The sequence below is a fragment of the Streptomyces sp. NBC_00239 genome, from assembly GCF_036194065.1.
GTDB lineage: Bacteria > Actinomycetota > Actinomycetes > Streptomycetales > Streptomycetaceae > Streptomyces.
Map to the genome: position 1 here is coordinate 7,864,507 of NZ_CP108095.1, position 16,370 is coordinate 7,880,876.

A 16,370-nucleotide genomic window follows, 5' to 3' on the forward strand; every position below is an offset into this window, starting at 1 on the left:
TCAGCCCCGCTCGGCGAGGACCAGCGTCGCCATCCGGTCGAGCATCGCTTCCAGCATGTCCCAGCTCTCCTCCAGCACCTCGTGCAGCCGCAGGTACGTGCGGGGGTGCTGGCCGGACACCAGCTCCACTCCGAGTTCCGCGTGGCCCTCGTCGTGGTCGCTGTGGATGCCGAAGTACGGCGCCAGCAGCTCGTCGTCGGCGAACAGCTTGGCCGCCTCCGTGTGGAAGGCGTCCGCGCTGGTCTCCAGGACCAGGTGGACCAGGGCGGTCTTCTCCAGCTCGTCGAACGAGATGATCCGGTTGAGGAACCAGGTGCCGGTCGCCTCGACCACCGGGTCGCGGCGCCGCTTGCCGGTGACGGCGGGCGTCAGCAGGCCGTCGTGCCCGTACTCCTCGGCGAGGTGCTGCCGGTAGACGCCCTCGAACGGCTCCCGCGAACACAGGCCCTGCCGCAGGAACATCAGCCGCTGGAAGGTGGCCGACCAGGACTGGAGCAGGTCCAGGAAGACCCCGCGGGCGGCCTCGTCGTACAGGGCTCCGTCCCGCAGCAGCCGGAAGAACGGGATGTCCACGTGCGCGGCGAGACGGCGCTCGTTGTAGGCCATCAGCTCGTCGAGGGAGGTCGCCCGGTCGGCGATGCGGACCCGGGCGTCGGCCGGGTCCTCGTACAGCCCGGCGCCCTCGAACTGCACCGACAGCGCGAACAGGCCCTTCTCGCCGCCGCCTTCGAAGCCGTGCGAGCAGCCGGCGGGGACCAGGACCGCGTCGCCCTCGCCGATCTCGGCTTCGGTCTGGCCCACCACGCGGCCCGAGCCCTGGGTCACGAGGATCATGGAGGCGGTCGGGTGGACGTGCGGCTCGAGGGTGCGGCCCGCGGGCAGGTGCGTCCACGACAGCGACAGCCGGGAGTCCTCCGGGAGGAAGCGCGCCAGGGTGTCGTTGCGGCGGAAGTCCCGCTGCTCCCCGAGATCGATCGTGCGGCCGTCGACGAGCACTTCGCCGATCGAGGGGATGTCCTGCCGGGGGACGACGGTCACGTGGGTCAAGGGGTCCATGGTTCAGCCTTTCTGCTGGGTCGGAAGTGCCAGGTGGGCCGGAAGTGCTCGACGGGTCGGGAGGGCCCGGTCGGTGAGGAGTGCCCGGCCGCGGAGGATGCCCGCGAGCACGGACTCGGCGGCGATCAGGCCGGTGGCGCGTCTGATCCGGGCCTGGCGCCGGATGATGCGGTGGGCCTCGCTGTAGCGGCGCTCGCTGTGCGCGACGAGCTCGTACTCGTAGTGCCACCGGCCCGGGGCCCGGCCGGCCAGCCACCGGTCGATCGTCTGGCGGCTGTGCAGCCGGGCGGAGCCGACGCCCTCGCGGAGGTAGTCGAAGTGGTGGGAGGACAGCTCGGAGAGCGCCTCGGTGTCGGCGCGCCGCCGGTCCTCGAAGGCCGCGAAGGCCTCGGCGCGGTCGCCGTGGCCGCGCAGCGCCTCGGACAGCGCGACGGCGTCCTCCAGGGCGGCGTTCATGCCCTGCCCGTAGAACGGGAACACGGCGTGGCACGCGTCGCCGACGAGTACGACGTCCCCGCCGCTGTGCCAGCGGGACACCTTCGTGCTCAGGAGGCCCGAGTACGGCGCGTCCCGAAGGGACTCGCGCAGGCTGGCCGCGCTGCGGTACAGCGCCGGGAACCACCGCTCGAAGTCGCGGCGCGGATCGGTCTGACCGTCGCGCTGGTGGACGAAGCAGCAGCAGAACGAGCCGTCGTCGTTGGGGATCGCCACGAGCGCGGCGTCCTTCGCCGGCCAGCAGTGGAGGATGTCCGGGGCCAGGCCCAGCGTGCGGGCGTCCTCGGCGCTCACGGTGAGTTCCGCGTAGCCGCACGGGAAGTGGGCGCGCTCGAAATCGACGAACGGGCCGCGCAGGACGTGCTCGCGGGTCCTGGAGTGCACGCCGTCGGCGCCGACGACGAAGTCGCAGTCGAGCGCGGTGTCGGTGTCCCCCTCGCGGGCGAGCAGGACCCGGCCGGCCTCGATGCCGGTGAGCCGGTGGCCGAAGTGCAGCCGGATACCGGACTCCTGGTACGCGGCCTTCACCAGCACCCGGAGCAGGTCGCCGCGCTTGATCGCGTACAGGGTGGCGTCCGCGGTGCCGTAGCGCTGGAGCACCGGGCGGCCGCCGATGTGGGCCATCCGGCCCTGGAGCGTGACGGCGCCGGCGAGGACGTCGTCGGCCACGCCGAGCCGCTCCAGCACCCGCAGGCCGCGGCCCGACAGGGTGAAGTTGATGGTCCGCTGGCCGCTGCCGAGGGTGTCGGTCGTCTCGCCCTCGGTGCGCCTCTCGATGACGTCGACCCGGTAGCCGTCGCGGGCGAGCAGCAGCGCGACCGCGATGCCGCTGATCCCGGCGCCGACGACTGCGGCGCGCCCGGGTCCGGGGCCTGGTCCTGGGCTGGGCCCCGGGCCGGATCCCGGGCTGGGCCCGGGGCCGGGGAGTGGTGGGATGTCCGGTCGAGCGGTGCCGTTCTGTTCCACCTCGTCGGGCGGCGTGCCGTGGCTGTGCATCAGCTGGCTCTCCCAACTGTCCGTGTCACTTGGCTAGTTGACTACGGAAGTTATGCACGGGAGATCGAGACCGACTGGAACACCACTGGAGCCGGGCCCTGCAGGTGCTGCGCGGCCGCCGGACTCGCCGGTCCGCCGACGGCCGAGGGCGGGGGTGCCGATGTCAGGGGCGGGAGAGGCCCCACGTCTGCAGGCTGTAGGGCCGGCCCTTCTCCTGACCGGTGATCAGCGGCACGTCGAGCAGCTGGAAGCCCGCCTTGGCGGCCACGGTGACGCTGGCGGCGTTCTCGGCCTCCAGTTCGAGGATCACCTGGTCCGCGCCGAGCTCTTCGAAGGCGTAGCCGGCCATGACCCGCACCGCCCGCGCCGCCAGGGCCTGCCCGCGGTGTGCCGGACCGACCGCGTAGCCGAGCTCGGTCCCCTCGGGGGCGCGGCGCAGCATCACCTCGCCGAGCGGCGCGCCGCCGTCGAGGGTGATGGCGAGGAGGATCGCCGTGCCGTCCGCCCGTAGCTGCCGGGCCCGGTCCAGGCGCGTGCGGGCGGCCGTCTCGTCGAAGGGGGTGACGATCGGCGTCCAGTACGCGATGTCCGGGTGGTCGAAGAGTTCCGGCATCGCGGCCAGGTCCGCTTCCGTCCAGTCGCGCAGGACGAGCCCTTCTCCCGAGAGCTCGATCCGCTCGGGAAACGACGACGCTGTGCTGCTCATGAGGGTGCCTCCGTGACCGTGTTCCGACGAGGCAGGGTAACCGCGACCACCCGGGAGAGCACCCGCATTTCCCCCGCCCCCCGCCCGCCCGCCGCGACCCCGCCGGGAGCCGCCGGTCAGGTGGAGGTCGTTCGCCTCGAAGAGGGTGCCGGCCGGCCGTCGACGGGGACGTCCAGCCGGTCGGCGAGGGCGGTGAGGGTCGCTCCCAGGGGGAGCGCGACCCGGGTGGTGGCGTGCCGGTCGCCCCTGGTCGGGTCCTGGTTGACGATCAATACGGGCTTCCCGGCCTGGGCCGCCTGGCGGACGAACCGCAGTCCGGACATCACCGTCAGCGAGGAGCCCAGGACCAGCAGCGAGGTGGCCCCCGCGACCAGTTCGCGGCAGTGCTCGACCCGCCGCGGCGGGACGTTCTCGCCGAAGAACACCACGTCGGGTTTGAGGATGCCGCCGCACTCCGAGCAGGGCATCACGGTGAAGTCCCCGACCTGTTCGTCGGTGAGGTCGGCGTCACCGTCCGGGTTCATCGCGGCGGCCACCGGCGCGAAGCCCGGGTTGGCCTCCTCCAGCCGCCGGGCGAGCGCGCGGCGCGCGCTGAGGGCGCCGCAGGAAAGGCAGACCACCCGGTCCAGGCCGCCGTGGAGTTCCACGACGTCCGCGCTGCCGGCGGCCTGGTGCAGGCCGTCGACGTTCTGGGTGATCACCCCCGACAGCACGCCGTGCCGTTCGAACGCCGCCACCGCCCGGTGTCCCGCGTTGGGCAGGGCGCGGACGAACGTGCGCCAGCCGAGATGACTGCGCGCCCAGTACCGGCGCCGGGCCTGGGCACCGGCGGTGAATTCCTGGTAGGTCATCGGCGTGTGCCGCCTGAGGCTCCCGCCGGCGCCCCGGTAGTCGGGGATGCCCGACTCCGTGGACATGCCCGCCCCGCTGAGCACGAGCACGCCTCCGGCGCTCAGCGCGTCGGCGACCGGCCCCGGATCCGTGCTGCCGGGCCCGGGCTCCTCGGTGGGTGTCCAGCTCAGAGTCGGTCTCATGCGCATGCCACCAGCGTACGGAACGGACGGCGCACCGGCACGGCCCGCCGCCGGCCAGGCGGGCGTCCCGGCACCGCCGACGCGGCAGGGCCCCGGGGGGTACGCACCCCCGGGGCCCTGCCGCGTCGGCCGTCGCCCGGCGTCACGACGGTGCCGGCGGCTCCGTCAGTGGGGGAACAGGGGTGTCACGGCCGCTTCCGAGCTGGTGTTCCAGTACGTCACGCGGGCCTTGTCGTCCACGTACACGCCGCCCTTCGGCATCTGCAGGAGAGAGCCCTCGCCCGTGTTGTTCTCGGGCTTCTGGCCGTGCGGCGCGAGGGCCATGTTCTTCACGAGGGTGCTGACTTCTTTGTTGCTCTGGCGCAGGAGGAGACCGGCGTACGCCTCCTTGCCGGGGGCGAGGGTCACCTCGGTCTGCGGCTTGGAGTTCTGGAAGACGCCCACGAGCCGGCCGTTGCCGTCCTCCAGCCGGAGCACCGGATGGCTCCGCAGCTTGCAGGGCTTGGGGCCGGTGTTGGTGACCGTCAGCAGGAGCTTGGAGTCGTCCTTCGTAGGGGGCACCGCCCACTCCACCGTGACCTGGGCGTATTCGTCGGGGCAGTTGCCGTCGATGCCCGTCGGGTCGCCCTCGGCCTCGCCCGGACGGCCCGGCGCGGGAGCGGACGGCGCGGGCTCGGCGGGGGCCGACGCGGAGGGCGCGGGAACGGCCGGTGCCGGGGCGGAGACGGAAGGGGAGGCGGGGGATTTCGACGGCGGGGTGTCGCCCGCCTTGTCGTCGCTCGGCCCGCAGGCCGTGACGGCCAGGAGCGCGGAGGCGGCGAGCCCGAGGGCTCCGAGCGTCCGGGCGTGGTTGGTCGTACGGAATGTGCGCATCATGAGCCCCCGTGGCTGCCGGCGTACTGGCTGGATGCGGACAGGATGCCCGCCCTGACCTGCGGATTCACACCCCCGCGAGGAACCGTTACAGCTCGCGCATGTGGATGTGACTGTTCCGTCGTCGAGCCGTGCGTGCGCTGCCTCCACCCTCATGGGACTTCTGCGACCGGGAACGCCGCAGGGCGGCCGACAGTGCCGTCGGCCGCCCCGCGGTACCTGCCGTTTCGGGTCAGTGACCCAGGTGGTGGCCCTTCACCCACTCCAGCTCGCCCTCGGAGGCGCAGTTGGAGGTGTAGATGGGGCCGTTGAACGCCGGGAGCATGTGCGGCACGGCGGCGAGCGTGGAGCAGTGGGACGAGAAGCCCGCGTGGCCACCGGAGAAGTCGTCGATGCCCGCCCCGTCGGTGGCCAGGGCGGCGCCGGCCCCGCCCAGCAGGATGCCGGCGGCCAGGACGGACGCGGTGACAGCAGAACGAATACGCATGACTCTCCCAATGGATCGGTGGAACGACGCGCCCGGTGGATGTGCGCGTCGGTCGTTCCAACCGGCCTGGGGCGCTGACGGGAACGGCGGTTCACTCCAATGCCTCTGCTGTATCGTTCCGGCAATTTGCGCCCCCTGTACGCCCCCACCGTCTCCCCCCGCGCCCCCCGGGCACCCGTCACCGGCTCCGTCACCCCCTCCACCTGCGTCGACGGAGTGAAGGTCGCGACCGCCAACGGGAGGGACGCCCTCCGGTGAACAGAGGTTTGCGCGAGTGGCGATTCGATAACGATGAGTTCCGCAAATCTTCCGTTTAGAGCAAGATCGTCCCATTTGGCTTCCGAAGTTGATCCTTAGGGTCCGTTTAGGTCGCCCGCATGGGTGCGGTGTGACGATTGCCAATCGGAAACTGCTCAGGGGAGATTGTGGAGTCCTTGGACAACATTGAAGAGCCGGTGGCGGGGGGCACCCACGTCGGCATAAGCCCGGGTGGACTCCGTGCCACCGCCACCGGCGTGGCCCTGCTGATGGCGGTCTCGACCATCTACGGCGCCGAGGCCGCCGTGGCGCAGCCCGCGAAGCGGCCCGCCGCCGTGACGAAGCCGACCACCGTGACCGCCAGTGCGGACATAGCGTCGGCCCGGGTGGCCGCGCGGCTGTCCGGCAAGCGTGTCGAGGCGCTGTCGGAGCGTACGGAGACCTCGACGACGTGGGTGAACAAGGACGGTTCGCTGACGTCGGAGATCGCGGCGGGTCCGATCCGTTTCCGTGACGCGGCCACGGGTGAGTGGCGGAACGTTGACGTTGCGCTCACCGAGGCCGTGGACGGTTCGGTCTCCTCGAAGGCGCACCCGCGTGGGCTGAGGCTCGCGGGCAAGTCCGGGAAGAAGGCCGCATCGTTGGCGGCGGCGAAGTCCGCGCCCGCCACCGATCTGGTGACGCTGGGCGAGGGCGATCAGGCGATCACCCTCCAGTGGCGTGGTGGTCTGCCGAAGCCGGTGCTGGACGGCACCCGTGCCACCTACGAGAACGCGGTTCCGGGCGCGGACGTGGTCGTGGAGGCCACGCGTACCGGTTTCGAGCAGTTCGTCGAGGTCAAGGCGAAGCCGGCGGCCGGGTTCTCCTACACGCTGCCGCTGCGGACCAAGGGTCTGAAGGTCACGCAGCAGGCCGACGGCAGTGTCCTCTTCACGGACAAGAAGTCCAAGAAGACGGCCACCATGCCCGCGCCGGTCATGTGGGACGCGACCGTCGACAAGGTCTCGGGTGAGCACACCCGCCGGGCGAAGGTCGGCCTGAAGGTCGTCAAGGTCAAGGGCGGCGTGGACCTGGTCATCACGCCGGACGCGAAGTTCCTCGCGGACCCCGCCACGAAGTACCCGGTGACCGTCGACCCGTCGACGTCGACGCTGGGCAACCTCTTCGACACGTACGTCCAGCAGGGCGAGACGGTCGACTGGTCGAACGACACCGAGCTGGACCTGGGCAATCCGGGCACGAAGAACGCCGACGGCACCTGGCGCACGGCGCGCTCGTTCATCACGTGGAACACGGCTCCGGTCGCGGACGCGCTGATCTCCTCCGCGACGCTGTCGCTGTGGAACTTCCACTCGGGCAACACCGACTGCACCGCCCAGCCCTGGGAGCTGTGGACCGCGAACAACGCGTCCACGGCCTCGCGCTGGACGAACCAGCCGTCGATGGTCACCAAGATGGCCACCTCCACCGAGACCAAGGGCAACGCGGCCTGCACCGCCGACGGCTGGGTCAACGCCAACGCCACGAGCCTGGTCCAGCACTGGGCCAACAACAAGTGGACCGTGTCCGGCATGGGCCTGCGCGCCACGGACGAGAACAACACGAAGCAGTGGAAGCGGGTCAACTCCGCCAACGCCGCCTCGAACCCGCCCAAACTGACCGTCACCTACAACTACCGGCCCAAGACCGGTACGAAGCAGGAAGCCGGCGCGCCGTTCTTCTCGTACGGCGGCGCCTACGTCGTCAACACCACCACCCCGACCCTGCGCGACACCTTCGTCGACGCCAACGGGGACAAGGTCAACGGCACCTTCCAGATCTTCGACTCCGCGACGGACACCCAGGTCGGCAACGTCATCGTCTCTCCGTGGGTGAACTCCGGGCAGCCGGCGGCCGTCACCGTCCCCGCGGGTGTCCTCGCCAACGGCAAGACGTACAAGTTCCGTACGAACCCGTACGACGGCACCCACTACAACCTGGGCTGGTCGGCCTGGAAGACCTTCACGGTCGACACCGCCGCCCCCTCCGCCCCCACCGCCCTGAGCTCGACGGACTACCCGTCCAGCGCCTGGGTCAAGGGCGCGGGCCAGGCGGGCAACTTCACCGTCACCCCGCCCGCCGCCGACCACAACTGGCTTGAGTGGTCCCTCGACGGCGTGACCTGGACGAAGGTCGTCACCGGCGGCACGGCCGGCGTCAAGACGCTGTCCGTCACCCCGCCCAAGGACGGCACCCACACCCTCCAGGTGCGCGCGGTCGACAAGGCCGACAACAAGTCGGAGCCCGTCTCGTACACCTTCCACGCGGGTCCGGGCGGTTTCGTGCAGCCCGCCGAGGGCGAGCGCACCGCGCGTCGCCTGCCGCTGGTGGCCGAGGCCGACGGCGCGAAGTACGACAAGGTGTCGTTCTCGTGGCGCCGTTCCGAGGCCGACGCCTGGACCACCATCCCGGCCGGTGACGTCACCTCCGGCGGCACCCCGCTGACCGCGTGGCCCGTCCCGCTCGTGGGCGGCAAGAACGCCGGACTCGTCTGGAACGCCACCGACACCGTCAACCCCGACGGCACCGTGCAGATCAAGGCCGACTTCACCGGCCCCAACTCCGCCACCGGCGCCACCCAGCCGCTCACCGTCATCGTCGACCGCAACGCCTCCGGCGCCGCGACCGACGAGGTGGGCCCCGGCACGGTCAACCTCCTGACCGGTGACTACACCCTCAGCGCGACCGACCTCTCCTCCTTCGGCCTGACCGTCTCCCGCACGGCGTCCTCCCGTACCCCGGACAAGGCGGCCAAGCAGGAGGGCCAGGCGGCCGTCTTCGGCAAGGAGTGGGTCTCCGGCACGCTGGCCGAGGACACCGAGTCCGCCTACTCCCACCTGCGCAAGACCTCCGACACGGCCGTCACGGTCGTGAGCACCGAGGGCGACGAGACGCACTTCACCGCCAACGCGGGGAAGACCGGCTGGATCCCCGAGCCGGGCGCCGAGGACCTGACCCTGACGGGCGGCGTCACCGGCTCGTTCACCTTGTCCGACACCGAGGGCACGGTCACCGAATTCACCAAGCCCGACGCGGCCGCCACCACCTGGCAGGTCTCCTCGACCCTGCTCAACGGCCTGGCCAACACCGCCACCACGGTGGTCTCCGAGACCGTGACCGTGGACGGCAAGAAGCTGGCCCGCCCCAAGCGGGTCATCGCCCCCACCTCCGCCGTGAGCGCGGCCACCTGCACCGCCACGCCGTCCGCCAAGGGCTGCCGCGCGCTGGAGTTCGCCTACGCCGACACCACCACCGCCACCACCATGGCGTTCGGTGACTTCGCGGGCCAGGTGAAGGAGATCCGCCTGTGGTCCACCGAGCCCGGTGCGGCCGCCGCCACCGCCAAGACGGTCCAGTCGTACGCGTACGACAGCACGGGCCGGCTGCGCCAGGCGTGGAGCCCGCTGATCAGCCCCGCGCTGAAGACGGAGTACGCCTACGACTCCGCGGGCCGGGTCACCACCCAGACCCTGCCCGGTGAGCTGCCGTGGACCTTCACGTACGGCCAGGCCGGCAGCGCCGCCACCGCCGGTGACGGCATGCTGCTCAAGGCCTCCCGTTCCGGCCTCCAGCAGGGCACCACGAACGTCGAGCAGGGCACGGCCACGACCTCGGTCGTGTACGACGTCCCGCTGACCGGCGCCAAGGCCCCCTACGCCATGGGTGCCGGCGACGTGAAGGCCTGGGGCCAGACCGACGCGCCGACCGACGGCACCGCCGTCTTCCCGGCGGACGTGGTTCCCGCGTCCCACTCCGGCGACGTGCTCACGGCCGGCTCGTACGGCCGCGCCGAGGTCACCTACATGGGCGTCTCCGGGCGCTCGGTGAACTCCGCCGCTCCGGGCGGGCGCATCTCCACCACGGAGTACGACCGCTTCGGCAACACCGTGCGCGAGCTGACCGCGGGCAACCGCGAGGTCGCGCTCGGCGTCAGCGCCGGGGACCGCGCCGTCCAGGCCGAGCTGGGCATCGGCTCGCTCACCGCCGCCGACCGCGCGGACCTGCTGGCCACCCGCTCCGTCTACGACGACAAGGGCACGCGCGAGCTGGAGGAGTTCGGCCCGCTGCGGCGGATCGAGCTCACCGCCGACCTGAAGGACGGCGCCGCGGTCCTGGTGCCCAAGGGCACCTCCGTGACCGCCCGCACCTGGACGGTCAACGAGTACGACGCCGGCCGTCCCACCGACGGCACCGCCAAGGTCAAGGACCAGATCACCAAGAGCACCATCGGTGCCCAGGTGCGCGAGCACCAGACCGTCCTCGGCGAGGGCCGCACCACCCAGACGGTCTACGACTGGGCCAAGGGCGTCCCGACCCAGGCGATCAAGGACCCGGGCGGTCTGGCGATCACCACGACCACCGAGTACGACGACCAGGGCCGCATCACCAAGCAGCGGCTGCCCGGCGCCACCGGCACCGACGCGGGCACCCGTGTGACCACGTACTGGTCGGCTACCGGTACCGGCGCCTGCCAGGGCCGCCCCGAATGGGCCGACCTGGTCTGCTCCACCGGCCCGGCCGGTGCCATCACCGGCGGCGGCGGCAACCCGGCCCAGCTCCCGACCACCACCACCGAATACGACTGGTGGGGCAACAACGCGAAGCTGATCGACACCGCCAACGGGGTCACGCGTACCACCACCAACACCTACGACGCCGCGGGCCGCATCACCAAGGCGGTCATCTCCGGCGGTACCGGCCAGGCCGTCCCCGAGGCGACCACCGAGTACGACCCGGCCACCGGCAAGGCCGTCAAGGCGGTCTCCCCGACCGGCGGCACGGTCACCAAGGTCTACGACAAGCTGGGCCGCATGGTGTCCTACACGGACGCCGACGGCGGCACCACGACCACCGAGTACGACCTGCTCGACCGCCCGGTGAAGGTCGGCGACAACGCGCCGTCGACCGTCACCTACACCTACGACGCGGCCGTCGAGCCGCGCGGCATGGCCACCGCCACCACCGACTCGATCGCGGGCGCCTTCCAGGCGACCTACGACGCGGACGGCTCGGTCAGCTCCGAGAAGCTGCCCGGCGGCTACACCGTCACCACCACCGAAGACACCACCGGCGCCCCCCTGAAGCGGGTCTACACCCGTGACAGCGACGGCACCGTCGTCTACACCGACACGGTCACGGAATCCATCCACGGCCAGGTCACCGACCACAACGGCTGGTCCGAGCAGCTGTACGGCTACGACGCCACCGGCCGGCTGACCTCGGTGGAGGACACCGCGGACACGGTCTGCACGAAGCGCACCTACACCTTCGACAGCCGCACCAACCGCAAGTCCCTCACCTCCGCCCCCGGCACCCCCGGCGCCGACTGCCCCACCTCCGGAGGCACCACCGCCAACACGACGTACGACAGCGCCGACCGCATCGTCGACGCCGGCTACACGTACGACGCGTTCGGGCGCACCACCGCCCTCCCGGGCACCACGCTCGGCTACTACGCGAACGACCTCGTCCACCAGCAGATCGCCGGCACCAACCGGCAGACCTGGCAGCTGGACGCGGCGCACCGCCTGCGCAGCTGGAAGACCGAGACCGGCTCGGGCTCCACCTGGACCCTGACCGGCTCCAAGGTCAACCACTACGACGGCGACAGCGACAACCCGCGCTGGATCACCGAGGACACCGCCACCGGTGCGATCTCCCGCAACGTGGAGTCCGCCTCCGGCGACCTGGCCGCCACCACGAGCAAGACCGGCGACACCGTCCTGCAGATCACCACGATCCACGGCGACATCGCGCTCCAGCTCCCGCTGGACACCTCGAAGACGCCGGTGGTCCTCGACAGCGACGAGTACGGCAACCCGCGCGCCGGGCAGCCGGCCACCCGCTACAACTGGCTGGGCGCCAAGGAGCGCTCGACCGAAACGCTCACCGGCCTCACCCTGATGGGCGTCCGCCTCTACAACCCGGTCAGCGGCCGCTTCCTGTCGCTCGACCCGGTCTACGGCGGCGGTGACAACGCGTACGGCTACCCGGGCGACCCGGTCAACGAGTTCGACCTCGACGGCCGGTTCTGGGGCAAGGTCTGGAACTGGACCAAGCGCCACAAGGTGGACATAGCCCTCACCGCGGTCAGCTTCGTACCGGGTCTGGGCGCCGCCGCCTGGGCCTACCGGGCCTACCGCATCGTCCGCGTCGCGCGCGCCGCGAAGGGCATGAGCGGCGGCATCCGTGCCAGCCGCGCCACGTCCTGGCTGGCGGGCCGCATGTGGGTCGGCCGGGGCTCCCGCAGCTTCGGCCAGGGCCTGGGCCGCATCTCCCGCAACGGCCTGCGCCAGTGGCGGCGTCCGCAGTACAAGGCGGACGGGCACTGGAAGTCCAACTTCCAGTACCGCAACTCCGGCAAGGGGAAGTGGAAGAATAACTACCACGTCTACCACCGTCGCCCGTGGTGGCGCCGGTGAGCGAGGGAGGCACACGGATGAGCCAGGACCACGCCGCCCTGGACGGGCTCCTGGGCATCGGCGCCGACGCCGAGGGCCGCGCCTTCTACCTGCGCGTGGCCGCCGGCGACATGGCGTACGACCGGGGCGGGGAGACCTTCGACTACATCCAGGTCTTCCTGTACCAGGAGGCGGCACCCGGCCGGCCCGCGGACGCGAACGACATGTTCGAGACCGACGGTCTGGAGGAGCTGGCGGACGAGCTGCGCAGCGGCGTGCTCGACTGGTACGACGAGCGGCTCGAGTTCCGTACGCCGACCGGCGAGGAGCTGGAGACCATCCGCTCCGCGACCGGCTGGACGTAGCGACCCGGCCGCCCGGCCGCAGTGAATGACGACGGCCCCGGTACGCACCCACCTGGTGCGTACCGGGGCCGTCGGCGTTCGTGCCGGATGCCGGATGCCGGATCGGGCCGGCTCGGGAAGCCGTCGGCCGGTGGTGACGGCGAGCGCGGTGGCGGCGTCGCCACCGGCCGGCGCCGTGACCCACCGTCGGTGAAGCCCTCCGGCCCGGCCCCTTACCTTGCGGGGCCGGGCCGGACGGCGTTGATTTGTCCGGTTAATGCAGAGGAATACCCGTACGGCTTCCGGGGTTTACGGAATCGTTATTCACGTATGCACAACCTTTTCCCAAAATGAAAATGGCGGGTTAAGGTCCTCGAATGCTTTCCGCCGCTCATGAAAACGCAAGGGCCCGTCTCCCCGTCCCGGAGGGGACGGGTCCGCCCGGCATGAGCCAGGCCGGTGCCGCTTCGGCCGCCACGACCGCCGGCCCGGGTCCCGCCGCGCGGCCTGGCCCCCCGGCCTCCGCGGCCACCCCACGGGACCCGTACTTCGACAACGTCAAATACCTCGCCATCCTGCTGGTGGCGCTCGGGCACGTATGGCCCCAGGTGATAGAGGACAGCCGGGCCACCCGGGCCCTCTACATGTTCGTCTACACCTTCCACATGCCGGTCTTCATCCTGATATCCGGCTATCTTTCCCGGAGTTACACCGGGCGCCCGAACCAGATACGCCGGCTGCTGACCGGAGTGGCGCTGCCCTACGTCGTCTTCGAGGTCGCGTACACGCTCTTCGCGAGGTACGGGAACAACTACCCCGACAAGCCGATCAGCCTGCTCCAGCCCTTCTATCTGATGTGGTTCCTGATCGCGCTGTTCATCTGGCGGCTGACCACTCCGCTGTGGCGGACGCTGCGCTGGCCGCTGGCGGTCTCCCTGGTCGTCGCGGCACTCGCGACCATCACCCCGGACATCGGTCCGACCCTCGACCTCGTACGGGTCCTGCAGTTCCTGCCGTTCTTCGTGCTGGGCCTGTGCATGAAGCCCGAGCACTTCCGGTTCCTGCGCAGGCGCGGACCGAGAGCACTCGCCGTGCTCGTGTTCGCCGGCGCGCTCCCCTTCACCTACTGGGTGACGCCCAGTGTCCCGCTCAACTGGTTCTACCGGTCGAGGAGCGTGCAGGAGATCGGGCTGGCGTGGTGGCCGGGGCTGATGCGGGCGGGCGTGCTGTTCTGCTGCACGCTGGTGCTGGTGGCGGCGTTCCTCGCCCTGGTCCCCGGCCGCCGGTACTGGTTCACGGTGCTCGGCGCCGGCACCATCTGCGGGTACGTGCTGCACGGGTTCCTGATCCGCGGCGCCCAGTACGCGGGCCTCTTCGAGCACTACCCGTCGCTGAGCACGCCCCTCGGCAGGGTCGCGGTGACCGCGGCCATGCTCGTGATCATGACGCTGCTGTGCACACCGCCCGTGCGACGGGTGATGAAGTGCGTGACGGAGCCCGAGATGAAGTGGGCGTTCCGCCGGGACGCGCCGGCGTCCAAGTGATCGTTTCCGGGTCGCCGCGCTAACGGCGCAGTGCTCGGTACCGCTTCAGCAGGGCGGTGAGCCTCGCCGGATCGGCGCCGGTGTTGAGTTCGGTCACGAGGTCGTCGGGGCAGAGCTCGTACAGGTCGCCCCACCAGCGGCGGCCGCGGTTGTCCCAGATCCGGTAGCCGCCGGGGACACCCCGGGGCACGTACCGTCGTCGGCTCACTCGGTGTCGTCCCTTCGTACCGTCGTCCCTCCGCCGTGCTGCACCCATGACCCTCGGCGGTCGGGCCGGGTGCGCGCAAGGGGATTCCCGGCCGGGGGAGCGGGTGCCCGGCCGGCGAACCCGCACGGCGCGGGGTGCTCGCCCGGCCGGGCACGGAGCGCGGGGATCAGGCCAGGTCCGCGGCGAGGTCCGTACGCCAGTGCGCGGACATCCGCTGGTGCAGGATCGCCTCCGCCGCCTGGGGCGCCGGCAGCAGCACGAACGCGCGCAGCGCCCCGGCCGCCCGTTCCCGCGCGGCCCACGCGCTCAGGTCCGCGTCGGTGACGGGCTGCGGCCGGGGCTCGTACCGGGCGGCGGACAGGAGCTCGCGGGTCGCCCGGGTCTCGGCGGCCAGGGACCGCATCCGCAGGTCCAGCGGCCCGTCGGCGGCGAGTTCGACGGGCTCGCCGCGGCCTATCCGGTCCAGCGCCTCGGACACCTCGGGGTGGGCGTCGAGGCCGGTCTCGGCCGCCAGTCGGACGAGCTGGGCGGCCGTCGCGGCGCGCATCCGCTCCGGCGGAGTCCGCGCGACCAGCCCGGCGAGGTCGAAGTCCCGTACGGACGACACCTCGTGCCCGGAGGCCGGCCGGAGGTCCGCCAGGACCGGCAGCAGCAGCGCACTGGCCGCCGGCTCCTCGCCTTCCGGGTCCGGGTGCCAGGCGATGCCGTGGTCCACCGCCAGCCCGGCCAGCAGGCGGGTGTACGCGGCGGTGGACCCGGGCCACGGGTCCACGCCGATGGCCTGCCAGATCTGCCCGTCGGGGCCGGTCGTGTAGTCCACGCGGGGCGACTCCACGAGATGGGCGGCCTCCGGCACGGGGATGCCGTCCTCGACGACGGTGACGCGGACCTCGGGCCCCCGCTTGGCGAGGAGCACGCCGCGCGTGCCCCGCGTCAGCCGTCGCAGCACCTCCGGCCGGTCGAACTGCGGCTCGCCGGCCTCCTGGGTCGCGTACGACCACGCGCCGCAGGTGCCGACCCGTACCAGCGGCCGGTACGCCGCCCAGGGTGCGGCGGCGGACAGCCGGGCCTGTGCACGGGTGCGCGGCCGGGCCGACTCGGGGACGGCCCCCAGCCTCTCCAGGAGCGCGTCCGGGGACACGCCCGCCACGAACACGACGTCGGGCTGTACGGGCTGTGGTTCCTCGGTCCGCGACCAGGTCACCACGGCGTGGAAGCCGTCGGGCGCGGCCGCCGCCGGCTCCTCGACCACGGGTTCCGGCCGCGGCTCCTCGGAGGCCGCGGCCAGCGCGAGGACGGAGACCGGGTCGGGAATCACGGCCTGCTCGTCGTCCCAGATCAGTACGCCGTCCACGGCCAGCGGGATCCGGCCGTCGAAGCGGGTGCCGGCCTCCAGGGCCGAAGCGAAGTCGGCCAGCAGGTCTCCCAGACCCTGCCACGGCGTGAACGAGGGCGAGTCCTCGTCGAAGTAGCGCCCGATCCGGCCGTGGTGCCGGCCCGGCCGGGTGACCAGGAAGAGGCCGTCGGAGGACTGCCACCCGATGCCCAGCGTGATCAGCAGCCGCTCCTGCGGCCAGTACGCGAACTCGTCGCGGGCGTCCTCGTCGTACTCCTCCTCGTCGTCCTCCAGGTCCGCGCCGACGTCCCGCAGGAACTCCGTGCTCCGCACGATGTCGTCGACGCCGGACAGCGGGCCGTAGTAGGCGAGCACCGGGGTGCCGTCCTCCAGTTCCACACCGTCGTGGCGGAGCAGCGACGCCCGCAGTTCCGGCGGGAACGTCACGCCGAGGCGGCGCTCGGCCGCCTCGATGTCCTGCGGCAGCGCGGGCGGCCGCAGCCGGGCCCGGGCGGCCGGGGCGTGCACGGCGAGCCAGGACTCGATGCGGGTCCAGGACTCTTCGACGAGGGAGGCGTTCATACCGTCACCCT

General features: G+C 71.8%; 11 protein-coding genes. 3 read left to right on the forward strand and 8 right to left on the reverse strand.

Annotated features, from left to right (window positions below; all coding sequences use genetic code 11):
• From OG764_RS34790 to OG764_RS34815, 6 genes are all read right to left on the reverse strand, one after another.
• A complete protein-coding gene (locus OG764_RS34790) occupies positions 1–1,038 on the reverse strand; it encodes a cupin domain-containing protein (RefSeq protein WP_328973269.1) in 1,038 nt (345 codons plus the stop codon).
• A 21-nt stretch (positions 1,039–1,059) separates the two neighbouring features.
• The gene (locus OG764_RS34795; RefSeq protein WP_328972325.1) at positions 1,060–2,547 is read right to left on the reverse strand and encodes an FAD-dependent oxidoreductase; all 1,488 of its coding nucleotides are present in this window, start codon (positions 2,545–2,547) and stop codon (positions 1,060–1,062) included.
• 163 nt (positions 2,548–2,710) lie between these two features.
• Positions 2,711–3,253: a GNAT family N-acetyltransferase gene (locus OG764_RS34800; RefSeq protein WP_328972326.1), complete on the reverse strand. Its 543-nt coding sequence runs from the start codon at positions 3,251–3,253 to the stop codon at positions 2,711–2,713.
• 116 nt (positions 3,254–3,369) lie between these two features.
• Positions 3,370–4,293, reverse strand: coding sequence for an NAD-dependent protein deacetylase (locus OG764_RS34805; protein ID WP_328972327.1), 924 nt, complete (start codon positions 4,291–4,293; stop codon positions 3,370–3,372).
• 159 nt (positions 4,294–4,452) lie between these two features.
• Positions 4,453–5,163: a DUF4232 domain-containing protein gene (locus OG764_RS34810; RefSeq protein WP_328972328.1), complete on the reverse strand. Its 711-nt coding sequence runs from the start codon at positions 5,161–5,163 to the stop codon at positions 4,453–4,455.
• A 229-nt stretch (positions 5,164–5,392) separates the two neighbouring features.
• Positions 5,393–5,647: a hypothetical protein gene (locus OG764_RS34815; protein ID WP_328972329.1), complete on the reverse strand. Its 255-nt coding sequence runs from the start codon at positions 5,645–5,647 to the stop codon at positions 5,393–5,395.
• A 527-nt stretch (positions 5,648–6,174) separates the two neighbouring features.
• Here OG764_RS34815 and OG764_RS34820 point away from each other — a divergent pair.
• From OG764_RS34820 to OG764_RS34830, 3 genes are all read left to right on the forward strand, one after another.
• Entirely contained in the window at positions 6,175–12,366 is a 6,192-nt protein-coding gene (locus OG764_RS34820) for a DNRLRE domain-containing protein (RefSeq protein ID WP_328973270.1), read from the forward strand.
• A 17-nt stretch (positions 12,367–12,383) separates the two neighbouring features.
• Positions 12,384–12,710, forward strand: a complete 327-nt coding sequence (locus tag OG764_RS34825) for a hypothetical protein (protein ID WP_328972330.1) — start codon at positions 12,384–12,386, stop codon at positions 12,708–12,710.
• Positions 12,711–13,066: 356 nt separating this feature from the next.
• On the forward strand, positions 13,067–14,233 hold the full coding sequence (locus tag OG764_RS34830) for an acyltransferase family protein (protein WP_443056144.1): 1,167 nt from the start codon (positions 13,067–13,069) through the stop codon (positions 14,231–14,233).
• Between the two features lie 19 nt (positions 14,234–14,252).
• On the opposite strand, the gene OG764_RS34835 is transcribed toward OG764_RS34830, so the two are convergent.
• Together OG764_RS34835 and OG764_RS34840 are read right to left on the reverse strand one after the other, a co-directional pair.
• On the reverse strand, positions 14,253–14,441 hold the full coding sequence (locus OG764_RS34835) for a hypothetical protein (RefSeq protein WP_328972332.1): 189 nt from the start codon (positions 14,439–14,441) through the stop codon (positions 14,253–14,255).
• A 166-nt stretch (positions 14,442–14,607) separates the two neighbouring features.
• The gene (locus tag OG764_RS34840) at positions 14,608–16,359 is read right to left on the reverse strand and encodes an SMI1/KNR4 family protein (RefSeq protein ID WP_328972333.1); all 1,752 of its coding nucleotides are present in this window, start codon (positions 16,357–16,359) and stop codon (positions 14,608–14,610) included.
• Positions 16,360–16,370: the final 11 nt, after the last annotated feature.